This is a genomic window from Parabacteroides sp. KHUB-03, assembly GCF_056640975.1.
In genome coordinates this window covers 2,677,501-2,702,422 of record NZ_CM153257.1, presented here as the reverse complement: position 1 = coordinate 2,702,422, position 24,922 = coordinate 2,677,501, and the positions used below count along the sequence as shown (strand labels likewise).

Genomic DNA, 24,922 nt, shown 5'->3' with positions numbered 1-24,922 from the left:
AATACTTTATTTTGAATCGCAAAGGTAATACTTTTTTATGTTACTTATCTAAGTTTTAGCACATCTCCTTCTTCAGGAATATAATCTTTATGCTTTTTATTTAATTTATATAAGCTCTTCAGTTGTATTCCATACCTCTGGGAGATACTGTGCATAGACTCGCCAATTTGTACCACATGGTCATAGCTTGGCTTGTCGGCTTTCTTCTTTTTCTTTTCCAGATAAACGATGTCTCCTTTCTGTAAAGGAAAGTCTTCGGGAACTTCGTTGTATTTTATCAGTTCTTTTGCTTTGAAGCCTAAACTGGCTGCTATCCGGTCGAAGCTGTCGTTGTCTATTGCATATACATAAAGAAGGCCGTTGGTTCGGTAAATTGTTCGTTTAACAGTTGTATAGGATGAACTTTGCGATTGTTTTGATACCCTATTTTTCCCTTTATTGGAGTCAAAGCGGTAAAGTTCATAATCCTCAATTACTTTGATTAGTTTATTTGCATAAGCACGATCTGTTGCGTAGCCGCATTTTTGTAATCCTCTGGCCCAACCTTTATAGTCTTTGATATTTAATTTGAATAAAGAAGCATAGCGTGAACGTTCTGCAAGAAATTTTGAATGATCCGTATAAGAATCTTCTACGCGCTTGTATTTGCGGAAGCATTCGCCTCGCAAATCATCATCATGATATACCCGGCCTCCGCGCCATTCGGCATGGCATTTGATTCCGAAATGATTATTGGAACGTTGAGCTAAATTGCTTTGTCCTGCTCCTGATTCCAATAAACCTTGTGCAAGAGTTATACTTGCGGGAATGCGATATTTACGCTGGTGATCTACAGCCAATCCACTGTATTCTTTAATATATTTCTGATAAGATGCTAGTTTACGTTGCCCACTGGCACCAGTGGCATATAGTGTTATTAACAGTGCAATAAGTCCGCAGACGCGTACAAGAAATTTCATAATTCTTTGTTTCCTTATGAGTAATTATTTTCGCAAAGATAAATACAACGAACCGATTTTACCTCATGTTTTATAAAATAAACGTATCTTTGATCTCACTGTTTCAGCAGATAAATTGTATTTTTAAGTTTGAAAGAAAAAAATCATCCCGATCATTTTTTTTAATCATCCCGATGAAATGAAAAAATGATCGGGATGATTTTCGTTATATATTTTATATATTTGCCAATATAAAGAGTCGGAAGCATGAAGGAAATAATATTTGAAATTCGGGTAACTCAGTTACAAATTGATGAACTGTCTAACGAGTTTCGGAAACTTGCTCAAAAAGCATTAAAAGCTGCAGAAACAGCTTACGCATTTTATTCGCATTTTCAGGTTGGTGCTGCTGCATTGTTGGCAAACGGAGAAATAGTTTGTGGAAGTAATCAGGAAAATGCAGCTTACCCTTCAGGATTGTGTGCAGAACGGGTTGCTTTGTTTTATGCAGGTGCTCAATACCCTGGAATTCCGGTATGTGCTATTGCTGTTGCTGCTATATCCGATGGTAAACAGGTACAGAATATCACACCCTGTGGAGCTTGCCGTCAGGTTTTGCTGGAAGTGGAAAAACGCTATAATTCGCCGGTTAAAATACTCCTTTACAACAAAAGCCATGTTTCTGTAATTGAAAGTGCGAAGGCTTTATTACCTCTTTGTTTTAACGGAGATGAATTACCTTAGTGTTATTTCCCTAAACGAAATGTATAGTCATTTTTTCCTCTGAATATGCGGTAAATACGTACGTATAGATTGAATATCGGTTGTACTATTTCTATGAATGGGAGCCAGCCTGTTAAAGGCTTTTGTTGTAATAATTTGGCAGACTTATGCAGAATCACAGCTTTTGTAATGAAAAGTATTATATAGAGTAGTATTCCCCATATTGTTATTAACCAGTTGCTTTGAATACCAAATATGATGGATGCAATGACAAATGCCAGAAAAAGGAAGAAACTCATTGTCTCCATTCTGTAAAACATAAGGCGTTTACCTTTATAAAACCGTCGGGTTGCTGCCCGCGATACTTTCATTTCCTTCCATATTTTGAAATATTCTATTTTAGCCATTTCAGTGATGCTATCGGCCGAATATTCCACTATTGTATTCTTTTTGCTTGCTGATTCATTGATGAATAAGTCATCATCTCCTGCATGCAGATTTAATGATTTGTAATAGCCTTTATGTTTGAAAAACAGGTCTTTTGTGTACGATAAATTCCTTCCATTTCCCGTATAAGGATGTTGGGCTAAGGCTGATGATATGTATTGGATTCCGCTTAACAGATTGTCGTAAGCTATAAGTTTGTGTAGAAAACCTTTATGATTTCCATAAGCACAGTAACCTAAAACAATGGATGTGGTTGGCTGATATGCTTTTGCCATGGCATGAATCCATCGGTTACTTAACGGATAACAATTTGCTTCGGTAAATAAAAGTATTTCATTTTTAGCTGCTTTTATTCCTACTGTGAGAGCAAGTTTTTTACGGCTCAGGTATTTTACATCCTCGGGGATATAGGTGTGATAAAGGTGTTTATATTCGTTTTCATAGGCTTTCAGGACATTGTCGCTTTCATCTGTAGATCCGTCATTTACGACAATTATCTCATAGTCTGGATAATCTTGCGTGAGAAGTGACGGCAGATATTTCTCCAGGTTTTCGGATTCGTTTTTAGCATAGACAATAACAGATACAGGCGGTTGGCCGCCCGAAGCCAATGGCATTTTATTAGCAGAAGTCCGGATAGGTCTCGCATAAATGACCAAATAGTATAATAATTGTATGGTAAATAATATAGAGACTGCCCCCATAAAAGCAATCTCTATTGTATTGAATACAAATATTTGTTCCATTATATCTATAATGTATCTGAATAATATGCTTTTGGTAATTGTCGACAGTTATATTGAGAAGCCATGACTTCACCGTAAGCTCCTGCAGAGCGTAAAGCGATCAAGTCTCCACGATGTGCTTTGTTCAGTTCTATATCTTTTCCGAATACATCGGATGATTCACAGATAGGTCCAACGACATCGTATATTTCTACTTCTTCATCACTGGAAATATTTTCTATGCGATGGTAGGCTTCGTACATTGCCGGACGGATAAGCTCTGTAAAGCCAGCATCCAGAATTGCAAATTTTTTCGTTTCCCCCTCTTTGACATATAATACTTTTGATATTAATGTACCGCAATTAGCAACAACAGAACGTCCGGGTTCAAAATGAACCTGTTGCCCGGGACGAAGTTGAAGCAATTTTTTGAACACGGCAAAATAGTTGTCGAAAGCAGGAATAGGTAAATGGTTCGGATGGTAGTAATCGATCCCTAAACCTCCTCCAAAGTTTAAATTCGGTATCTGAATACCACGTGCTTCAAATTCTTCTTGTATTTCATTTACGCGAATTACTAAACCACGAAATGCAGATATATCGGTGATTTGTGAACCTATGTGACAATGTATCCCGATTAGTTTAATGTTTTTCAACGAACCGAGCTCACTTAATACATGGCCTAGTTGACTCAGATTTATGCCGAATTTATTCTCTTTCATCCCTGTGGTGATCTTAGCATGCGTATGTGCATCTACTTCCGGATTGATACGTAAGGCTATGGATGCGATCTTGTTTTTAGCAATAGCCAATTCGTTGATGATTTGCAGTTCTGCAGCCGATTCGACATTGAAACAGAAAATATCGTTATCCAGCCCTAAGTTAATCTCCCAATCCGCTTTACCGACTCCGGCATATACAATTTTGTTAGCAGGAAAACCCGCTTCAAGAGCAGCTTTTATTTCGCCGCCACTAACGCAGTCTGCGCCTAATCCGAATTCGGATATAATGGAAAGTATGCGAGGGTTGGCATTGGCTTTTACTGCGTAATGAACGTGATAGCCATATTTGCCTGCTTCGGTAGTTACTATTGAGAGTGTCTCTTTCAGCAACTCGATATCGTAATAATAAAATGGCGTTTGTATCGCCTTGAATTTTTCTACAGGGAATGTTCCTTTGAGCATATATGTAAGAAATTATATAAAGATAAATAAGGGCAGTCTGAAAAGGCTGCCCTTGTTTAAGTTATTTATTTGTTATTGAATAAATGATCGCTTAATGCTTGCAGCGCTCTTTTTTTGTCGGCCGATTTGATAAGGAGCGAAACGTTGTAATTGCTTCCTCCGTATGAAATCATACGAACCGGTATGTCTTTTAATGCGTAAACAATACAAGCTTCAAAACCTACGTTGTCCCATTCTAAGTCTCCAACTACACAAACAATGACCATTTCTTCATCAACTGTTACTGTTCCGTATTTCTTCAGGTCGTCAACAATCTCTTCCAGATGTTTACGGTTGTCGATAGTTACAGAAACACCCACTTCAGATGTCGTAATCATATCAATTGGAGTTTGGTAGTTTTCGAATATTTCGAATACTTTACGTAGAAAACCTGTAGCAAGCAACATACGTCCGCTCTTAATCTTGATGGAAGTGATATTGTCTTTTGCGGCGACAGCTTTAATTCTACCTTTTTCCGTTGTGTTGGAAATTAATGTACCCGGAGCATCGGGTTGCATGGTATTCAATAGACGGACTGGTATATTATTCAATTTTGCCGGTAAAATACAAGTAGGATGGAGTATCTTTGCACCGAAGTATGCTAATTCTGCTGCTTCTTCAAAATGCAAGTGGCGAACAGGTGATGTTCCGTTTACAAAACGCGGATCATTATTGTGCATGCCATCTATGTCAGTCCAAATCTGGATTTCTTCCGCATTAACGGCCGCGCCGATAAGTGATGCGCTATAGTCGCTGCCACCGCGCTGTAAGTTATCGATTTCACCATATGCATTGCGGCAAATATATCCTTGTGTAATGAACAAGTCTGCATCTTCATGGCTACTCAGAAGCTTGTGAAGCCTTTCTTTGATATAAACAGGGTCGGGTTCCGCATTTTTGTCTGTGCGCATATATTCAAGCGCCGGAATTAAAACGGATTTTATACCTTGTTCATTCAAGTATAAATTCATCATTCCGGTAGACATAAGTTCTCCTTGGGCTAATACGACTTTTTCTTCAAATAAAGTAAAAAGATCCTTGGTAAATGTACGGATATAATCGAAATGTGATTTTATAAGTTCTTTGGCTTTCTGCTTATATTCGTCAGTACTATAGAATTCATCAATATGTCCATAGTATTTCTGAGCCAGTCTGTTGATAATTTCATTCGCTCCGTCCGGATTCTTTTTATACAGATATTCGGAGATTTCTACCAATGAGTTGGTTGTACCTGACATGGCAGACAATACAATGATATTACGTTCGCCTGAAATTAGTTTTGCTACATCTTTCATTCTTTCTGCTGACCCCACAGAAGTACCGCCAAACTTTAAAACTTTCATTTTCTTTTTACTGTATTAAATTGTTCGTCTTTTCTATCGAAACCGGATTTATCCGGGATGTATAATTACAGAATACATATTCCTGTATGTAAATACGTTGCAAAGGTAAATAAAAAATTATTCTCCTACATCACTTAGGCACGCATTCTCGCATTTTACGATACGTGCCGGATAGTTGTGTACTAAAGTATAATTATGAGTAGTCATTACTACTGCTGTTCCTTTTTGACAAATATCGTGTAATAACTGTACTATTTGTCCGCTGGTTTCCGGATCCAGATTACCTGTTGGTTCATCTGCTAAAATCAGCTTCGGATCATTTAGTAAAGCGCGCGCTATAACAATACGCTGCTGTTCGCCACCGGATAATTCGTGTGGCATTTTATATCCTTTATCCTGCATACCGACCTGAGTAAGCACTTCTGTAATACGGGAACTGATTTCTGTCTTTTTTTTCCATCCGGTTGCTTTCAGTACGAATTCCAGGTTTTTTGTGACAGAACGGTCGGTTAGCAGTTGAAAATCCTGGAAGACGATGCCCAGTTTTCTGCGAAGGAAAGGGATGTCTTTCCGTTTCATTTTGCAAAGATTGTAATTCATCAGCCAAGCTTCGCCGTGTATGATGGGAATTTCGCAATACAGCGATTTTAGCAAGCTGCTTTTCCCTGATCCCACTTTTCCGATAACGTATACAAATTCTCCATTATGAAGCGTAAAAGATGCATCATGCAAAATTACATTTTCATCCCGGCATATTTCTATACCTTCTAATTTGAGCAGAATTTCTTCCATAATTATTATTAGCCTTTATGTCTTTTCTTTAGCTCACGGGCAAGGTCTTCCAGACGAAGTCCTTTGCTTGTAAGCAATACAATGAGATGATAAACTAAGTCGGCGGCTTCGTATATAAAACCATCTTCTGTTCCGTTTGTTGCTTCGATAACGGTTTCTACAGCTTCTTCACCTACTTTTTGTGCCATGCGGTTTACACCTTTTTGGAATAGTGAGGTTGTATATGAACCTTCCGGCATATCCTGACGGCGGCGTTCGATGAAGTCTTGAAGGTATTTCAGAAACATAATGTCTTCTATGTTCTTTTCTCCGAAACAAGTATCAGCACCTGTATGGCAAACAGGACCGGCAGGAATAGCTTTAATCAGGATCGTATCATTATCGCAATCCACCATCATGTTTACAACCTGTAATGTGTTACCGCTTGTTTCGCCTTTCATCCACAGGCGGTTTTTGGTGCGACTGAAAAATGTAACTTTGCCTGTTTCTTTTGTTTCTTCGTAAGCTTCTTCGTTCATAAAGCCCAACATCAATACTTTGTTTGTGTTAACATCCTGTACAATAGCAGGAATCAGGCCGCCCATTTTTTCAAAATCTAATTTCATTTTCTTATATCGTTTATATTCTTACATTGATTTTTTCGTTCAAAAGATATTGCTTTAAATCGCTAATACTTATTTCGCCGAAATGGAATACACTTGCAGCCAATGCTGCATCTGCTTTTCCTGATGTGAATGCATCGCGGAAATGTTCTTTCTTTCCTGCACCTCCGGATGCAATTATTGGGATATGTAGAGAATCTGCTAATGTAGCCAACGCTTTATTGGCATAACCGTCTTTTACACCGTCGTGTGTCATGCTTGTAAATAGAATTTCTCCGGCTCCGCGGCTTTCTGCTTCTGCAGCCCAAGCAAATAGACTCTTATCAGTTGCAATGCGTCCACCATTCAAATAGCAAATCCAGTTTCCGTTCTCAAAATTCGCATCAATAGCTACTACACACACCTGGCTCCCGAAGTTTTTTGCAATGTCTTCTATAAGGTCAGGATTGCGTAAAGCGGCAGAATTTATAGATACTTTGTCGGCTCCGGCGCTTAATAACCGGTCTACATCTTTCATTTCGTTGATACCTCCACCCACGGTAAATGGTATACTGATGTTTGCTGCTACCTTTTTTACCAGTTCTGTAAAAGTTTTCCGCCCTTCATGCGAGGCTGTGATGTCTAGATATACCAACTCATCCGCTCCGGCACGGCTGTATTGGGCACCCAGTTCAACAGGGTCGCCGGCATCGCGGAAATTGACGAAATTTATTCCTTTGACTGTTTTTCCGTCTTTAATATCCAGGCATGGTACGATTCTTTTTGCAAGCATATATCCTTTCGATGATTAAGTGAATTTAATCAAGTCTTTCAACTGGATTTTACCTTCGTAAATAGCTTTGCCAAAGATAACAGCAGGGATTTTGGCCTCTATTAATTTTTCGATGTCTTCAATAGAGCTAACACCTCCGCTTGCAATAATATAAATGAAAGGTATCATTTCCCGGATCTCTTGATAAAGTTCGATGGAAGGGCCTTGTAGCATACCATCTTTACATATATCCGTGCAGATGGCTTTTGTGATTCCTTTATCATAATAATCTTGTATAAAAGGAATCAATTCTTTATCAGTAGTTTCTTCCCATCCGCTAATTGCAATTTTTTTATCTTTTGCATCTGCTCCCAGAATAATCTTTTCGCTTCCGAATTTTTTAATCCATGAAGTGAAAATTTCCGGTTTTTTTACAGCAATACTTCCTCCTGTAACCATTTGTGCACCGCTTTCGAAAGCAATTTCCAGATCGTCTTCTTGTTTTAATCCTCCTCCGAAATCTATGATTAAAGAGGTACGGCTGGCAATTCGTTCAAGAGTACGATAGTTGATAATCCGTCCTTCACGGGCGCCATCAAGATCAACTACATGAAGACGGCGTATCCCGTGATCTTCAAATATTTTAGCGACCTCCAACGGGTCTTCGTTATATATCTTTTTTGTGCTATAATCTCCTTGAGTCAGACGTACACATTTACCGTCAATCAGGTCGATAGCAGGAATAAGTTCTATCATATTGCTGTTACAATTTTAGGAAGTTATTTAAAATAATTTCGCCAACCGAACCACTTTTCTCCGGATGAAACTGTGTTGCATAATAATTATCTTTGTGCAATGCAGCACTAAAAGGAAGTATATAGTCGGTAGTTGCAGCGGTATAATTGTTTATTGGCACATAGTAACTATGTACAAAATAAACAAATTTGTTTTCCAATCCTGCGTTAAATAATTTACTTTTAACATTGGTAAGTGTATTCCAGCCCATGTGAGGCACTTTGTCTTCATGCTTTCTGGGAGCGAATAGTTTTACTTCCGTATCGAATATACCTAGGCAATTGGCATTTCCTTCTTCCGAATGCCGGCACATTAATTGCATGCCAAGGCAAATGCCAAGCACCGGCTGTTTTAGATTACGGATTAAGCTGTCAAGTTTATGCTCCTTTAAATATTCCATTGTAGTGAAAGCTTCACCAACACCCGGGAAGATAACTTTATCAGCCTTGCAAAGAATTTCCGGATCAGCTGTAATAACGGGAGTAATGCCTAGCCGCTTTAATGCGTAGTCTACAGAGTAAATATTTCCGGCATTATATTTAATAATGGCTACATCCATTCTTGTTACGCTTTTATATTGAGATGCAAAAGTAGCAAATTATCATAACATATTATATATAGTTGATGAAAAGTTGCAAAAAGGGTTTGATTTGTAATAAACTGCCTGTTTGGATAGTGGTTTAAAGATTATGTCTTGCTGATTTTATCTTTATAATGAATTTGAGGTCTTTTTGTATTGATTTTCAGCATAGGTGTAGAAAATGTTTGTAAAATATTTCCTTGGCCTATTGTGTATATGAAAATAATATTTACCTTTGCACCGCAATCGAGAGGGGTTGTCTTTAGGAACATATTGGTGCGTTAGTTCAGTTGGTTAGAATACATGCCTGTCACGCATGGGGTCACGGGTTCGAGTCCCGTACGCACCGCACAATATTTGGAAGTTCCTTTTTTATAATTGGTGCGTTAGTTCAGTTGGTTAGAATACATGCCTGTCACGCATGGGGTCACGGGTTCGAGTCCCGTACGCACCGCGAAAGCGAATAGCAAATTAAAGCAAAGAGACTGTTTAACAAAAAAGTTAGGCAGTCTCTTTTTTCTTACTTATCCTTTCTTTGCTGGTTGTCTGCCATAAGAAATAACCAGGGATATGTATTGTAGATAAATTACGGAAAAAAATACCAGGATTACAGATTAATGGTTTTAAAGTTTCATCCGAATGTTTTTTTGAGTGTGAAAATTAATAGTCGATTTTTTTTACAGACAATATAATAAAAAGATCGGGATCATTTTTAAAAATCATCCCGATCTTTTTGTAAAATCATTAGTATGGGCATGTTCCTTAAAATCGACAAACAGATTGTATGTGAAATTGAAGAAAAAATTCTATATTTGCACCGCTTTTGAAAATGAATCAGATAATTTCTAAATAAATAAGATTAAGAAATGACAAAGAGTGCATTACAAATCGCGAGAGCAGCTTACCAACCAAAGGTACCTGCTGCTTTGAAAAGTGCTGTTAAGGCTGTAGATGGCGAGTATACTCAATCAGTGGCCGATCAGGAAGAAATCAAGAAATTGTTCCCTAACACGTATGGTATGCCTGTCGTTACTTTCGAAAAAAGTAATGAAAAGAAAGCAATGCCGGCTATGAATGTGGGTGTGATCCTTTCCGGAGGTCAGGCTCCTGGCGGTCATAATGTGATTGCCGGTTTGTTTGACGGAATCAAAGCTCATAACGCAACTTCTCGCTTATATGGCTTTATTCTTGGCCCGGGCGGTTTGATTGATCACAAATATATGGAACTTACTGCCGATATTATTGATGAGTATCGTAATACCGGTGGATTTGATATGATTGGTTCCGGCCGTACTAAATTGGAAACGACAGAACAATTTGATAAAGGTCTTGAGATCTTAAAACAATTAGACATTAAGGCTTTGGTTATAATTGGTGGCGACGATTCAAATACAAATGCTTGCGTATTAGCCGAATATTATAAGGCTATCAATGCAGGTGTACAAGTAATTGGTTGTCCGAAAACGATTGATGGCGACCTGAAGAACGAACAGATCGAAACGTCTTTCGGCTTCGATACTGCTTGTAAAGTTTACTCTGAAGTTATTGGTAATATCCAACGTGACTGTAATTCTGCACAGAAATACTGGCACTTTATTAAATTGATGGGACGTTCTGCTTCTCATATTGCATTGGAATGTGCTTTACAGACTCAACCGAATATCTGTATTATTTCGGAAGAGGTAGAAGAAAAGAACATGTCTCTGGATGATATCGTGACTTATATAGCAGAGATTGTTGCAAAGCGTGCTGCCGAGGGAAATAACTTCGGTACGGTTTTGATTCCTGAAGGCTTGATTGAATTTGTTCCGGCTATGAAACGTTTGATTGCAGAATTGAATGACTTCCTTGCTAAGAACGATGTAGAATTTAAGATGATTAAGAAAAGCGAACAACGTGCATATATCATCAGTAAGCTGACAAAAGAAAACTCAGACCTGTATGCTTCTCTTCCTGAAGGCGTAGCCCGTCAGTTGTCTTTGGATCGCGATCCGCACGGAAATGTTCAGGTTTCTTTGATCGAAACAGAAAAATTACTGTCCGAAATGGTTGGTAAGAAATTGGCTGAATGGAAAGCAGAAGGTAAATATGTGGGTAAATTTGCTGCACAACATCACTTTTTCGGTTATGAAGGACGTTGCGCTGCTCCGTCAAATTATGATGCCGACTACTGTTATTCTTTGGGATATACGGCTTCTTGTTTGATTGCTTCGGGTAAGACAGGCTATATGTCATCTGTACGTAACACAACTGCTCCGGCCGACAAATGGATTGCCGGTGGTATTCCTGTTACTATGATGATGAATATGGAACGTCGTCATGGCGAAATGAAACCGGTTATCCAGAAAGCTCTGGTTAAACTGGATGGTGCTCCATTTAAGAAATTTGCAGCCAACCGTGATGAATGGGCTATGACTACCAGCTATGTTTATCCGGGTCCTATCCAGTATTTCGGTCCGACTGAAGTATGCGACGAGCCTACCAAGACTTTGCAACTGGAACAGGCTAAGTAAGAATTTTCTTATTATAACAGAATAGACAAAAAGCTTCCTTTTTTCAGAGGAGGCTTTTTGTCTTTTATATTAATTCCCGGATTGGTTTGAATGTATACGATTTTAATAAGTAAATTCGTATCTTTGCCGTTAAACATTAAAACAATATTCGTATGTTTTCAGGAATAATAGAAGAAACAGCGCGGGTGGTTAACATTGAGCATGATAAGGATAATATACATATTACAATGGAATGCTCTTTTGTCGATGAATTGAAAATAGACCAAAGCGTAGCGCATAATGGAGTATGCCTGACAGTGGTTCGTAAAGAAGGAAATACATTTACTACGACAGCAATGCGGGAGACATTGGAACGTTCTAATCTGGGCTTATTAAAACATGGATCATTGGTGAACTTAGAGAGAAGTATGTTGATGAATGGACGTTTAGATGGTCACATTGTACAGGGACATGTGGATCAGACAGCTGTTTGTACTAATGTGGAAGACGCAAATGGCAGTTGGTATTATACTTTTGAATATCCTTATGATAAAGAAATGGCCAAGCAAGGTTATCTGACAGTAGAAAAAGGCTCTGTGTGTGTGAATGGTGTTAGCCTTACTGTTTGCAATTCAAAAGAGAATGGTTTTCAGGTTGCCATTATCCCTTTTACCCATGATCATACCAATTTCTGCCAGATAGAAAAAGGTACGGTGGTAAATCTTGAGTTCGATATTGTTGGTAAGTATATCAGCAAGATGATAAAGAATTGAATCAAAAGAGTGGCCTGTAAATGCTTGGACACAACGGACCGAGAAGCCGTACGCAAGGTTGTTCTCACCCGTATTGGCATTACTACTGTTGAAGTTCAGTTTAGGAGACTTACCTGACGCATTAAGAGTAGAAGACCAATAGTTGCCGTTGGATGCCAGATTGTTGGAACTACCATTACCGTTATCACGGTAACCAGCAGCAGGCAGAACACAAAGTAACCGGTACAATACTATACGGAATAAATACAATTAAGCAGATAAAACCGTAAAGAGAAACGAATAACTGGCAGGAACACAATAATGATATTTCCTATCCGTAATTTTTGTCCTGTCGGTCGGTTACTGAATTTACAAATCACACTTCCGATAGCCATAACCTTCGGAACTCTGGATATAGCCACTCTTTATAAAAAACAAAGGTAGATAATTTGGAATATTTCTTTTCTCAATAATGCAGAAAAGATAACAGAAGAAAGCATATTCTTAAATACTACTATTTCCTAAATCATTTTTTTCGGGAATTGAGGTCTTATTTATGATGTTCTTACTTTTCCATCGTCCGGTTTTGTAATAAATATAGGTAATAATTGTACCTGTTGTGATACTGAAAGAAATAGCCCACCATATTCCGCTTCTTCCTAATATGGAACTTAACCAGTAGGCTAGTGGAATACGAATAAGCCACAGGCATACAATGCCTACGGCCATCGGAAAGACTGTATCTCCGGCTCCCCGCAAAGTTCCGTTAAATATGTTGAGCATTCCGTGTACGATAAAAAAGGCGCCTACAATCAGCAGGTATTCTTTTCCTATGTCAATAACTGCAGGATCATTTGTAAATGCAAGCATCATCGTATCGCCGAAGAAGAAGATGGAAGCAAAAACAGCTAGACTGAATACTACATTTATCAGCATCGAAAAACGTACCCCCTTCTGGACACGGTCTAATCGTCCGGCTCCGATATTTTGTCCGCAAAAAGCTGCCAGAGCTCCCGATAGGGTTAGTATGGCCTGGGTAATTATGGTGTCTATTTTGCCTGCTGCACCATAGGCTGTAAGCGTATCCGTGCCGAAACTGTTCACAATACCCAGCAAGGCAATAAGGCCGAGAGCTATGGCGCATTGTTGTATGCTGGTAGGCAGACCTATCTTAAGGCCTTTTTTGAACAAGGCACCGTCGAACAATAAATCTTGTTTTTTTATGGAAAGCAACGGATGTTGGTTGTTAACATAGATTAGGGCGGCACACATGCCTATTCCTTGCGAGATAACAGTTGCCCGGGCAGCACCTTCTATTCCCCAGCCGAAGCCGATAATAAAAAGCAGGTCTAATGCTATATTCAGTAGGGTCGAAAGTAAGATGAACAGCATGGGACGGAAAGATTCTCCTACGCCCCGGAGTATGGAAATAATACTATTGAAAGTTACAAACAGGAAAGTTCCTCCTATATAAATGCGGAAATAGACAACAGCCTGTGGTATGACCTCTTCGGGTGTTTTGGTGATTCTGAATACGGGTTCTGCAAAAATCATTCCGGTAATAGACAGTAATATGCCGGCAACAAGCATGAAAATAAAGAAAGAAGAAAAAGCACGTTGTACTTTACCATATTCTTTGGCACCGAAAAATTGCGACACAACGACTGATGTCCCACTGCCTATTCCTATTACAAAAGATATGATAAAGTAATATATGAAGAATGAGGCCGAAACAGCTGCCAGCGCTTCTTTTCCCAGAAAACGGCCTACAATGATGCTGTCGGTTATGTTGTACAGTTGTTGTAATAAATTACCTATGAGTAACGGCAATGCAAAACCTAGGATGACTTTCCATACAGGACCGCGCGTCAGGTCATTCTTGTTTTTTGCTTTAACTGTCAGTTGTTCATTTTCCACTCTTAGCGGTTTATAGGTCTTTAAGCAGAATGTTGTCGTTTGCTTTTATCATATCTTCCCTTGTCTTTAAAAGGGTTTTCCATTCTTTACTGAATAAACAGGATGTGTCTATTTTGAAGTTTTCCGAACCGTATTCATCCATTTTTGTTAGCAGGTAGCTTACGGAAATCTTGTTGACATCAATTGCCGGCTGATAGTAAGCTACGCGGTCATCGTCACCATAATTTACTTCGATGATAATATTTAGCTCCGTCAGGAGGTATAATATTTGTGTCGTTAACCGGATAGGGATTCGGTAAGCATCGGATATTTCATCAGCAGTGTAAGGCTTTTCTCCTTTCACAAACCGCTTGGTAATAAGTGAAGCTATAAGCAGGGTGAGGAAGTCTTTATAGCGGCGACTGATATTTTTACTGTCTCTTTCAAAGCTGAATTTCTTCACATTCTGTGATGCATAAGTTAATTCGGCTCCGAATAAGCAAATCAGCCATGAAAGTTGCAACCATAATAATAATAAGGGTAAGGCCGCAAAACTACCATAGATCGCATTATATTTGCTGACCCAGATCTGTCCGCTTATATATATGAATTGGAAAAACTGAAAAGCGCAACCCGCGATGAATCCGGCAATCAATCCGTTTACGAACCGTACTTTCGTGTTGGGAAGTGAAATGTATAATGCCGTGAACGTTAATGTTGTGATAAGGTAAGGTGCTATATTCAGGATAATTTCCATTAGCGGCGTGAAAAATAAATACTTGCTCAGGAAAGAATTCTGTAGTGTTGATACAAATAGCGAAAGGCCGCTTGAGGTCATCATTAATACCGGTAAAATGATAAACAGGGCCAGATAATCGGATATTTTACGATACCAGGGACGTGATTTTTGTATCTGCCAGATATCATTGAAGGTGTCTTCTATGGAAGAAATCAGGTTGATAACCGTGTACAGTAATAGAATAAAACCGATGCCTATAATAATTCCGCCCTGTGCCTGATCCAGATAACTTTCTACAAATTCGAATGCTTTGTTTAATTCTGTTTCATGCCCCGGAAAATAATCTATTAATTCTTCCCGTACCGTACCCTGAAATCCGAAGCCTTTGGCAACACCTAGTAATACTGCCAGCAATGGAACAATAGAAAGAAGTGTACTATACGTAAGTGCGGATGCTTTTGTTTGCAGATTTTCATTCAGGAATCCGCGAATGGCAAGAATAATGGTTTTGATCGTGTTGATATAAAGCTCTTTCAGGCCGCTTACTTCATTCTCGGTAATCCGCCAGATATCGTAAGTGACAAAACGAATCGTGCGTGTTAGCAATATCTGGATTCGTTCTCCAATAGGCTTTTTATCAGATGTTTTCATAAAGAAAATATTAAAAGATGCAGCCTGCCTGTAAGCCGGGTTCTGTACTTCTGCCAATTGGCGGAAGCGTCTGCCATTTATCTCGTCTTACCGTCACCGGCAAGCTTTAGCGGTCTACCCCCCGGCATCGGACGAGCAATCCTACATGCGCCGGTATACATGACCTTACAACCCATAAGATGTACGGCATTCTGTATTACTACGGAACCCGGTGAGCTTTTACCTCACCTTTTCACCCTTGCCGGACGGATCCGGCGGTTATTTTCTGTTACATTACTTTGCCTTTACAGACAACTTCCCGTTAAGAAGTATGGTGCTCTGTGTTGCCCGGACTTTCCTCCCATCTTGAAGATGAGCGACAGACCGGCAGACTGCAATACTACAAAGATATGGAATTTAGTTGACAGTTGGCTGCAGACGCCAGACAATTATTTTGTATAGTCTTTGATTAGTAACTTTAATCCTTTGATATACAACTTGTGTTGCGGTATTCGTAAGAAATGGAGCATGCTTCCATTTACTGCCAACTTTTCGTTGCCCTGTCTGTTATAATAATAAATGTATGACCATTTGGCAGATTTAAGATTGTTAAAAAGGTACTTTGTAATACACAGTACTGTTAAGCGCAGTTAAGCAACGGATTAGCGCCGTTAAAAGTGATAAAAAAACATTGTGTAATGGAATATCTGCACGTTTTTTGAGTTTAATTTGTCACAAAGAAACTGTTAAATTTAAGTGTTTAATTAAATAATAGAAATATGGAAAAAATGTGGAAGAATATGCTTGGAGTTGTTCTCGTGGCTGCAATAAGCTCGGGAGCTGCAATAGGAACGAGCGCTTACATGATGAAGAGTGAACAGCCCGTTTTTGCTACCGGAGTGGAGAACACGTTTAAGCAACCCCTTCGACTGGCAAATTACAACTCTGTCGCTGCTGAAAATACAGATTTTACAAAAGCTGCCGAAAACACGGTTCATGGCGTAGTCCATATTAAGGCTGTTGCCAATGCGAAAGAACCGGATGGAGGCGGACAATATGTTGATCCTTTTGAATTTTTCTTCGGTAACCGAGGGTTTCAGCGTCCGCAACCACAACCGCGTGTTGGTTCGGGTTCGGGTGTGGTTATCTCGACAGACGGATATATTATAACGAATAACCATGTGATTGAAGGAGCAGATGAATTGGAAGTGACGCTAAACGACAACCGTAAGTTTGCAGCCAAAGTAATTGGTGCCGATCCGTCTACAGACATTGCTTTATTAAAAATTGATGCAAAAGACTTGTCTATTATACCATTCGGTGATTCTGAAAAATTGAAAGTAGGCGAATGGGTATTGGCTGTCGGTAATCCATTTAACTTGACTTCTACGGTAACTGCCGGTATTGTGAGTGCAAAAGGCCGCGGTCTTTCAATGGGTGGCGGAAGCAAGATCGAATCATTTATTCAGACAGATGCAGCAGTAAATCCGGGTAATAGTGGTGGTGCTTTGGTTAATACAAAAGGAGAACTGGTTGGTATCAATACTGCTATTTATTCTCATACAGGAAATTTTGCAGGATATTCATTTGCCGTGCCTATCAGTATTGCCAGTAAAGTAGCAAGCGACTTGAAGCAGTTTGGAACTGTGCAACGAGCTATGTTAGGAGTTAATATCCTGAGCGTATCCGATATTTCCGAGCGCTTGAGTATGCCGAATCTGGATGCGAAAAGTAAGAGTGAACTTGAAGCAATGAAGTCGAAGACTAAAGTGTCGGAAGGTGTTTATATTGCGGGTTTTGGAGAACGCAGTTCTGCTAAAGAAGCCGGTATAGAAATTGGTGACGTGATTATTGCAGTAAATGGTACAAAAGTGAAATCTGCTAATGTATTGCAGGAACAGATCAGTAAATACCGTCCGGGCGATAAGGTGGAGATTCAGGTGGATCGCAATGGCACGGTAAAGATGTTTACGGTTGAACTTCGCAATATGCAAGGTGGTACGCAGATTATCAAAGGTGGTGACAGTACCGAAGTCCTGGGCGCAGCTTTTAAAGTTTTGACGGATAAACAAAAACTGCAGTTGGGTGTTAGTTATGGTATAGAAGTTACAGGACTGACCAAGGGTAAATTGCAGGATGCCGGAATTAAGAAAGGCTTCATTATCATGATTGTCAATAACCAACAGATATCTACCCCGGAAGACTTGGAAAAGATTGTGGAAAGCATACTTCAGGGACGTTCCGAAGATCAGGGATTGTTTATAAAAGGTTTCTATCCGAACGGACGTACGAAGTACTATGCTATAGATCTGGCCGAATAAGATAAACAAATAAGTTAGTCTTATAGGTGTAAAAAGATTGTTAAAGGTTTATAATTGGCTGAATGTGGGGTGCATTCGGCCAATTCTTTCAATAAAATATTATTATCTTTGCACCCCGTATTCTCAATTAAAACAATTGGATGAGACAGTTAAAGATTACAAAGTCCATTACCAATCGCGAAAGTGCTTCGCTGGATAAATATCTTCAAGAAATTGGTCGTGAGGATCTTATCACAGTTGAAGAAGAAGTAGAATTGGCACAGGCAATTAAAAGAGGAGACCGAAGAGCGCTGGAGAAATTAACTCGGGCTAATTTGCGTTTCGTCGTTTCTGTAGCTAAACAATATCAGAACCAGGGGCTAAGTTTGCCCGACCTTATTAATGAAGGTAACCTGGGATTGATAAAAGCTGCTGAGAAATTTGATGAAACCAGAGGATTCAAGTTTATTTCGTATGCTGTTTGGTGGATTCGTCAGTCTATTTTGCAGGCTTTGGCAGAACAGTCAAGAATTGTACGTCTTCCTTTGAACCAGGTAGGCTCACTGAATAAAATCAGTAAAGCTTTTTCTAAGTTCGAACAAGAAAACGAACGCAGACCGTCGCCGGAAGAACTTGCAGAAGAATTGGATATTCCCGTAGATAAGATTTCTGATACTTTGAAAGTATCCGGACGCCATATCTCGGTTGATGCCCCGTTCGTAGAAGGCGAAGATAATAGCCTCTTGGATGTTCTTGTGAACGATGATGCTCCGATTGCTGACCGGTCGTTGATGAACGAATCATTGGCTAAAGAAATTGATAGAGCACTTGCTACATTGACCGAAAGAGAATGTGAGATTATCAAAATGTTTTTCGGTATTGGTTGTCAGGAAATGACATTGGAAGAGATTGGCGACAAATTTGGCCTCACAAGAGAGCGTGTCCGCCAGATCAAGGAAAAAGCAATAAGAAGATTAAGACAAGGAACGCGTAGCAAGCTCCTCAAATCGTATTTAGGTTAACCCCCCGTTGATGAGGTGAACTAGGCTCCATATTCCTTTCGGGAAATGGAGCTTTTTTAATTCCTTTCGGGAGAAATTTTAATTTCTCCCGAAAGGAATTTTGTTTTCATCCGAATGTGTCTATTTTTGCTATATATTTATTATGTTGTTATTTTTGAAGACGGGGTGGCAGATAGTCATTTTTTTGTTTCCTTAAATAGAAGATTATATTATGAATCGGAGAATGTTTTTTAAGAAGTCGTGTGGGGGAATGGCTGTGTTGGCATGTTCAGGGTTTCATTTGCCTGAAGAAAATGAAAAGGTGCGCTTTGGATTGATCACGGATTTGCATTTTGCCCATAAGGAAAAGTGGGAAACGCGCTTTTATGAACAATCCAAACAAAAACTGGAAGAAGCAATACATGTTTTTAATAATGAAAAACTTGACTTTTTAATTGAATTGGGAGATTTGAAGGATCAGGCTATACTTCCAGACAGGGTGCAGACATTGTCTTTTCTGGACGAAATAGAAACAACCTTGCGTACATTTAATAAACCGGTATATCATGTATTGGGTAATCATGATATGGATAGTATCTCCAAGCAGGACTATTTGGAACATACGAGAAATGATGGAAAAGCGCAAGGGAAAACATTCTACTCATTTATCCGGCAAGGTGTTAAGTTTATTGTCCTCGATGCAAACTTTAATGAAGACGGTTCCGATTATGACTGTGGTAATTTTGTTTGGACAAAAGCAATGATTCCGGCCGGCCAGAAAATCTGGTTGAAAAAAGAACTGGAGGAAAGTAAATATCCTGTCGTCGTGTTTGTACATCAATTATTGGATGCCTTTTCGGATATATCAAAAGATGTTTGTGTTAGTAATGCGGATGAGATAGTGGATGTACTTGAACAAAGCCGGAAAGTAATAGCTGTTTTTCAGGGACATCATCATTATGGCCATTATAGCTTTAAAGAAGGTATTCATTATTTTACAATGAAAGGAATGATAGAAGGCAGTTTGCCCGATAATAATAGTTTTGCAGTGGTGGAAATAGATAAAGATTTAAATATTTACCTGGACGGTTTTTATAATTGCGAAGATAAGGTAATGGCTAGAAATTCATAGTTATGATTTTTTCAACTTATAGTTATAACTTTCCAAAATCATAACTATGAGTCTGTTTATTTTTGTAGGGAACGACTTTTATGATCTTGGTGAGATAATACCATAGGGTTGGCCATGAGGTCTGGACGCTACGAAGGAACATATATCCGGTAAAAATAGTATGAATATGTAATAAAAACAGGGAAATCTGTTATGTGCCGATAGTTTGGTGTTTGAAATGGTTCTGGGAAATAATATATTGACTTATAGATTAATGTGCTGAAAAGTACCCCAATGTGGAGGTTCTGGATCATCCTACCTTTGTGTCGTGTTCAATAGGGAACACATACACCTTTTTATAATTAAAAAATATGGCGCAAGGATTTAAGTTAGTGCAACGCCCGTCCAGGCCGGGTGTTCGGGGTTCGGAGAAAAAATTTTATGCTGTTTCGATAAACAATGGCATATCCGGTTTGAAACATCTATGTAAGATGATTGCTGCCCGTAGTACAGTTTCGAGTGCAGATGTCAAAGCTGTTTTGGATAATCTGAATTTTGTAATGGATATGGAATTGCAGGAGGGGCGTATCGTGCAATTGGGTGAACTGGGCAATTTCCGCATGTCTGTGAGTAGTGATGGTGTAACCGATGTTAGGGACTTTGATCAGACAATGCTTCGCAAGCCGAAACTGATCTTTACGCCTGGCAGCGAATTACGTGAAACGAAAAACGCGCTTGAATATACCAGAATTGTCCCGGAAGTCGAAGAAAAGGAGTGCGACCGCCCTCATGTAGAATGAATGTCTGACTAAATCGAAAAATAAAGATATGAATCAACATAGAAAACGTACGGACCGGATTAGTGAACATTTTTGTATGGATGAATTTATCTATAGCCGTGTAGCTGTAGAAAATGGATTGGATAATACGCCTCCTCCAGATGCAGTAAAAGGGATACGGAATCTGGTAGACAAATTGCTGGAACCACTTCGTGCATACCATGGCAAGCCGATACCGATTTGCAGTGGTTATCGGAGTGAAGAGCTGAACCGTCGGGTGAGAGGAGCAAGGGATTCCCAGCACCGGAAGGGAGAAGCTGTGGATATTTATACTTTAGGAAGCAATCTGTTATTGGAAGACTTGAAAGAAAGTAAACTGAATTTTGATCAGGTGATTTTTTACCGCTTGAAAGGCTTTATGCACTTATCGCTTAAATTAAATGGGGAAAATCGCCGGCAGATCATTATTCGATAAAAATATCCTTTATGTTGAATAAGTTATTTAATCTTCTTATTTCCAGTATTTGCATGTAATATGTATATAAAAACATTAAAAAATTCCCTTAAAAAGTTTGGATAGTAAAAAAGGTAATACTACTTTTGTCCCCGCATTCAAGCGAGAGTGGTTGATAACAATATAGGTTTAAGGTAATTTAGGAAGGGGATGAGGTTAGCCGGGCTAAGCAAAATGTCCAACCTCCTGAAAAGTTCGGGAAACTTTTTTCAAAAATTTCTTTTGAAATATTTGTTAGTTTCAAAATAGTCCTTACCTTTGCACCCGCAATCGAAAGAAAGCGCACGAGTTCTTTGAAAGATTTACATACAACAAGTAGTACAAGTATTATACAGACATTAGATGTTTGTTTTATAGAATAATAATACCGTCAATTACTTAATAGATTTAGAGATTCTGAGCAAAAGGTATAAGAAACAAATTAACAACGAAGAGTTTGATCCTGGCTCAGGATGAACGCTAGCGACAGGCTTAACACATGCAAGTCGAGGGGTAGCAGGGGGTAGCAATATCCCGCTGACGACCGGCGCACGGGTGAGTAACGCGTATGCAACTTACCTATCAGAGAGGGATAACCCGGCGAAAGTCGGACTAATACCACATGAAACAGGGATCCCGCATGGGAATATTTGTTAAAGATTTATTGCTGATAGATAGGCATGCGTTCCATTAGATAGTTGGTGGGGTAACGGCCCACCAAGTCTGCGATGGATAGGGGTTCTGAGAGGAAGGTCCCCCACATTGGTACTGAGACACGGACCAAACTCCTACGGGAGGCAGCAGTGAGGAATATTGGTCAATGGGCGAGAGCCTGAACCAGCCAAGTCGCGTGAAGGATGAAGGTTCTATGGATTGTAAACTTCTTTTAGAGGGGAATAAAGTGCGGGACGTGTCCTGTTTTGTATGTACCCTCTGAATAAGCATCGGCTAACTCCGTGCCAGCAGCCGCGGTAATACGGAGGATGCGAGCGTTATCCGGATTTATTGGGTTTAAAGGGTGCGTAGGTGGATGTTTAAGTCAGCGGTGAAAGTTTGTGGCTCAACCATAAAATTGCCGTTGAAACTGGATATCTTGAGTATGTTTGAGGTAGGCGGAATGCGTGGTGTAGCGGTGAAATGCATAGATATCACGCAGAACTCCGATTGCGAAGGCAGCTTACTAAACCAACACTGACACTGAAGCACGAAAGCGTGGGTATCAAACAGGATTAGATACCCTGGTAGTCCACGCAGTAAACGATGATTACTAGGAGTTTGCGATATATTGTAAGCTCTACAGCGAAAGCGTTAAGTAATCCACCTGGGGAGTACGCCGGCAACGGTGAAACTCAAAGGAATTGACGGGGGCCCGCACAAGCGGAGGAACATGTGGTTTAATTCGATGATACGCGAGGAACCTTACCCGGGTTTGAACGTAAGAAGACCGGAGTGGAAACACTCTTTCTAGCAATAGCTTTTTACGAGGTGCTGCATGGTTGTCGTCAGCTCGTGCCGTGAGGTGTCGGCTTAAGTGCCATAACGAGCGCAACCCTTATCACTAGTTACTAACAGGTCAAGCTGAGGACTCTAGTGAGACTGCCAGCGTAAGCTGTGAGGAAGGTGGGGATGACGTCAAATCAGCACGGCCCTTACATCCGGGGCGACACACGTGTTACAATGGCATGGACAAAGGGCAGCTACACAGCGATGTGATGCTAATCCCCAAACCATGTCTCAGTTCGGATCGGAGTCTGCAACTCGACTCCGTGAAGCTGGATTCGCTAGTAATCGCGCATCAGCCATGGCGCGGTGAATACGTTCCCGGGCCTTGTACACACCGCCCGTCAAGCCATGGGAGCCGGGGGTACCTGAAGTCCGTAACCGTTGAGGATCGGCCTAGGGTAAAACTGGTGACTGGGGCTAAGTCGTAACAAGGTAGCCGTACCGGAAGGTGCGGCTGGAACACCTCCTTTCTGGAGCAAAGGGTCTCAAAAATAGAGTAAAGGAATCGGTATAATATTCTTTACTTGTACTACGGTTGCTATGTATTAAGAAATATGATCTTACTCAAAAAAGGAGAAATTATGGATAAGATTCCATGTTTGTCCTTAGGTAGGGAAAGAGAGAAAAATGATGCTGAGAGTAATCGAGGCAAAGTTGACAGTCCTATAGCTCAGTTGGTTAGAGCGCTACACTGATAATGTAGAGGTCGGCAGTTCAACTCTGCCTGGGACTACAAGAAAATCTCAAGAAAAAAGGGGGGATTAGCTCAGCTGGCTAGAGCATCTGCCTTGCACGCAGAGGGTCAACGGTTCGAATCCGTTATTCTCCACCAGGATTGCTGGGACGTCAGTGACGTCAGGCAGTCATAAAGATCTTTGACATGATGGACAAAAGAATAAAGTAAAGTAGAGCAAAGCTGAAGATATATCAGCCCGACGCAGTACTATTCGTAGTACGGTGTCAAAGGTGAAAGAAAGTAAGCAAGGGCAGACGGTGGATGCCTAGGCTCTCGGAGGCGATGAAGGACGTGATAAGCTGCGATAAGCTTGGGGTAGGTGCAAATAACCATTGATCCCAAGATTTCCGAATGGGGCAACCCGTCAGGTTGAAGACCTGTCACCATGTAACCATGGAGCGAACGTGGGGAACTGAAACATCTAAGTACCCATAGGAGAAGAAAACAAAAGTGATTCCGCAAGTAGTGGCGAGCGAACGCGGAAGAGCCCAAACCAATGCTGTTTAGGCAGTATTGGGGTTGTAGGACCACGGCATAGCAAGAAGTTATCGAAATAGAACGTTTTGGAAAGAACGGCCATAGACGGTGAAAGCCCGGTATATGACTCTTTAATGAAGCTTAGTGGTATCCTGAGTAGCGCGGGGCACGAGAAATCCTGTGTGAACCAGCGGGGCCCATCCCGTAAGGCTAAATACTCCCGAGAGACCGATAGTGAACCAGTACCGTGAGGGAAAGGTGAAAAGAACCTCGAACAGAGGAGTGAAATAGTCCCTGAACCCGTCTGCCTACAAGCGGTCGGAGCATCGTAAGATGTGACGGCGTGCCTTTTGCATAATGAACCTACGAGTTACTTTCTCCGGCCAGGTTAAGTGGTTCAGCCACGGAGCCGAAGCGAAAGCGAGTCTTAACAGGGCGGTTTAGTCGGAGGGAGTAGACGCGAAACCAAGTGATCTACCCATGGTCAGGTTGAAGGTTAGGTAACACTAACTGGAGGACCGAATCGTTATACGTTGAAAAGTGTTCGAATGAACTGTGGGTAGGGGTGAAAGGCTAATCAAACTTGGAGATAGCTCGTACTCCCCGAAATGCATTTAGGTGCAGCCTTTGTTAAGTATAGTATGAGGTAGAGCGACTGATTGGATGCGAGGGCTTCACCGCCTATCAAGTCCAGACAAACTCCGAATGCGTACTATATAATTACAAGGAGTGAGGGCGCGGGTGCTAAGGTCCGTGTCCGAGAGGAGAAGAATCCAGACCACCAGCTAAGGTCCCCAAATAACAATTAAGTTGAACTAACGAAGTCAGATTGCAAAGACAGCTAGGATGTTGGCTTGGAAGCAGCCATTCATTTAAAGAGTGCGTAACAGCTCACTAGTCGAGGAGTTTGGCGTGGATAATAATCGGGCATAAATTGTTTACCGAAGCTGTGGAACCAGTAATGGTTGGTAGGGGAGCATTCTAACGGCGTAGAAGATGGAAGGTGACTTCTGTTGGAGCTTTTAGAAAAGCAAATGTAGGTATAAGTAACGATAAGGAGGGCGAGAAACCCTCCCGCCGAAAGACTAAGGTTT

At 40.4% G+C, this 24,922-nt stretch carries 19 protein-coding genes, 4 tRNA genes, 2 rRNA genes and 1 other RNA gene (1 of these 26 cut by a window edge); 14 read left to right on the top strand and 12 right to left on the bottom strand.

Annotated elements, in window-relative coordinates:
- Positions 1-44: 44 nt before the first annotated feature.
- Positions 45-959: a glucosaminidase domain-containing protein gene (locus ACYIB7_RS11570; protein ID WP_103984231.1), complete on the bottom strand. Its 915-nt coding sequence runs from the start codon at positions 957-959 to the stop codon at positions 45-47.
- A 246-nt stretch (positions 960-1,205) separates the two neighbouring features.
- Here ACYIB7_RS11570 and cdd point away from each other — a divergent pair, with 246 nt between their 5' ends.
- On the top strand, positions 1,206-1,682 hold the full coding sequence (cdd, locus tag ACYIB7_RS11565; protein WP_103984230.1) for a cytidine deaminase: 477 nt from the start codon (positions 1,206-1,208) through the stop codon (positions 1,680-1,682).
- 2 nt (positions 1,683-1,684) lie between these two features.
- Here cdd and ACYIB7_RS11560 read toward each other — a convergent pair whose 3' ends face one another.
- The 8 genes from ACYIB7_RS11560 to hisH form a co-directional block, all read right to left on the bottom strand.
- Complete coding sequence (locus tag ACYIB7_RS11560; protein WP_103984229.1) at positions 1,685-2,854, bottom strand: glycosyltransferase; 1,170 nt, start codon at positions 2,852-2,854, stop codon at positions 1,685-1,687.
- A 5-nt stretch (positions 2,855-2,859) separates the two neighbouring features.
- Positions 2,860-4,017, bottom strand: coding sequence for a diaminopimelate decarboxylase (gene lysA / locus ACYIB7_RS11555; protein WP_103984228.1), 1,158 nt, complete (start codon positions 4,015-4,017; stop codon positions 2,860-2,862).
- A 65-nt stretch (positions 4,018-4,082) separates the two neighbouring features.
- On the bottom strand, positions 4,083-5,399 hold the full coding sequence (locus tag ACYIB7_RS11550; protein ID WP_103984227.1) for an aspartate kinase: 1,317 nt from the start codon (positions 5,397-5,399) through the stop codon (positions 4,083-4,085).
- 117 nt (positions 5,400-5,516) lie between these two features.
- Entirely contained in the window at positions 5,517-6,191 is a 675-nt protein-coding gene (locus ACYIB7_RS11545) for a cell division ATP-binding protein FtsE (protein ID WP_099464126.1), read from the bottom strand.
- An 8-nt stretch (positions 6,192-6,199) separates the two neighbouring features.
- Entirely contained in the window at positions 6,200-6,796 is a 597-nt protein-coding gene (hisIE, locus tag ACYIB7_RS11540) for a bifunctional phosphoribosyl-AMP cyclohydrolase/phosphoribosyl-ATP diphosphatase HisIE (protein ID WP_103984226.1), read from the bottom strand.
- 13 nt (positions 6,797-6,809) lie between these two features.
- On the bottom strand, positions 6,810-7,565 hold the full coding sequence (gene hisF / locus ACYIB7_RS11535; protein ID WP_103984225.1) for an imidazole glycerol phosphate synthase subunit HisF: 756 nt from the start codon (positions 7,563-7,565) through the stop codon (positions 6,810-6,812).
- Positions 7,566-7,580: 15 nt separating this feature from the next.
- Positions 7,581-8,300, bottom strand: a complete 720-nt coding sequence (gene hisA, locus ACYIB7_RS11530; RefSeq protein WP_103984224.1) for a 1-(5-phosphoribosyl)-5-[(5-phosphoribosylamino)methylideneamino]imidazole-4-carboxamide isomerase — start codon at positions 8,298-8,300, stop codon at positions 7,581-7,583.
- 7 nt (positions 8,301-8,307) lie between these two features.
- Entirely contained in the window at positions 8,308-8,898 is a 591-nt protein-coding gene (hisH, locus tag ACYIB7_RS11525; RefSeq protein ID WP_103984223.1) for an imidazole glycerol phosphate synthase subunit HisH, read from the bottom strand.
- Positions 8,899-9,194: 296 nt separating this feature from the next.
- Between hisH and ACYIB7_RS11520 the strand changes: the two genes are divergently transcribed.
- The 4 genes from ACYIB7_RS11520 (at position 9,195) to ACYIB7_RS11505 (ending at position 12,184) form a co-directional block, all read left to right on the top strand.
- Positions 9,195-9,268 (top strand) — tRNA-Asp (locus ACYIB7_RS11520).
- A gap of 31 nt (positions 9,269-9,299) precedes the next feature.
- Positions 9,300-9,373, top strand: a tRNA-Asp gene (locus ACYIB7_RS11515).
- Positions 9,374-9,785: 412 nt separating this feature from the next.
- Positions 9,786-11,432 carry a diphosphate--fructose-6-phosphate 1-phosphotransferase gene (locus ACYIB7_RS11510; RefSeq protein ID WP_103984221.1) on the top strand — a complete coding sequence of 549 codons (1,647 nt, stop codon included), beginning with the start codon at positions 9,786-9,788 and terminating at the stop codon, positions 11,430-11,432.
- A 152-nt stretch (positions 11,433-11,584) separates the two neighbouring features.
- Complete coding sequence (locus ACYIB7_RS11505; protein ID WP_103984220.1) at positions 11,585-12,184, top strand: riboflavin synthase; 600 nt, start codon at positions 11,585-11,587, stop codon at positions 12,182-12,184.
- 483 nt (positions 12,185-12,667) lie between these two features.
- Here ACYIB7_RS11505 and ACYIB7_RS11500 read toward each other — a convergent pair whose 3' ends face one another.
- The 3 genes from ACYIB7_RS11500 to rnpB form a co-directional block, all read right to left on the bottom strand.
- Positions 12,668-14,080, bottom strand: a complete 1,413-nt coding sequence (locus ACYIB7_RS11500) for an MATE family efflux transporter (RefSeq protein WP_480337127.1) — start codon at positions 14,078-14,080, stop codon at positions 12,668-12,670.
- A gap of 10 nt (positions 14,081-14,090) precedes the next feature.
- On the bottom strand, positions 14,091-15,449 hold the full coding sequence (locus ACYIB7_RS11495) for a YihY/virulence factor BrkB family protein (RefSeq protein WP_103984258.1): 1,359 nt from the start codon (positions 15,447-15,449) through the stop codon (positions 14,091-14,093).
- Between the two features lie 15 nt (positions 15,450-15,464).
- An RNA gene (gene rnpB, locus ACYIB7_RS11490) (RNase P RNA component class A) lies at positions 15,465-15,824 on the bottom strand.
- Between the two features lie 383 nt (positions 15,825-16,207).
- On the opposite strand from rnpB, the gene ACYIB7_RS11485 reads away from it, so the two are divergent.
- The 9 genes from ACYIB7_RS11485 to ACYIB7_RS11445 form a co-directional block, all read left to right on the top strand.
- Entirely contained in the window at positions 16,208-17,749 is a 1,542-nt protein-coding gene (locus ACYIB7_RS11485; RefSeq protein ID WP_480337126.1) for a trypsin-like peptidase domain-containing protein, read from the top strand.
- 140 nt (positions 17,750-17,889) lie between these two features.
- Positions 17,890-18,750: a sigma-70 family RNA polymerase sigma factor gene (locus ACYIB7_RS11480; protein WP_099464115.1), complete on the top strand. Its 861-nt coding sequence runs from the start codon at positions 17,890-17,892 to the stop codon at positions 18,748-18,750.
- 211 nt (positions 18,751-18,961) lie between these two features.
- Positions 18,962-19,861: a metallophosphoesterase family protein gene (locus ACYIB7_RS11475; protein ID WP_480337125.1), complete on the top strand. Its 900-nt coding sequence runs from the start codon at positions 18,962-18,964 to the stop codon at positions 19,859-19,861.
- Between the two features lie 350 nt (positions 19,862-20,211).
- Entirely contained in the window at positions 20,212-20,640 is a 429-nt protein-coding gene (locus ACYIB7_RS11470; protein ID WP_103984217.1) for an HU family DNA-binding protein, read from the top strand.
- Between the two features lie 28 nt (positions 20,641-20,668).
- A complete protein-coding gene (locus ACYIB7_RS11465; RefSeq protein WP_103984216.1) occupies positions 20,669-21,094 on the top strand; it encodes a D-Ala-D-Ala carboxypeptidase family metallohydrolase in 426 nt (141 codons plus the stop codon).
- Between the two features lie 463 nt (positions 21,095-21,557).
- Positions 21,558-23,085 (top strand): 16S ribosomal RNA (locus ACYIB7_RS11460).
- 189 nt (positions 23,086-23,274) lie between these two features.
- Positions 23,275-23,348, top strand: a tRNA-Ile gene (locus ACYIB7_RS11455).
- A gap of 22 nt (positions 23,349-23,370) precedes the next feature.
- Positions 23,371-23,447, top strand: a tRNA-Ala gene (locus tag ACYIB7_RS11450).
- Positions 23,448-23,585: 138 nt separating this feature from the next.
- Positions 23,586-24,922 (top strand): 23S ribosomal RNA (locus ACYIB7_RS11445); it runs 1,542 nt beyond the window's last position.
- The 16S and 23S rRNA genes sit together here with 2 tRNA genes alongside, the layout of an rRNA operon.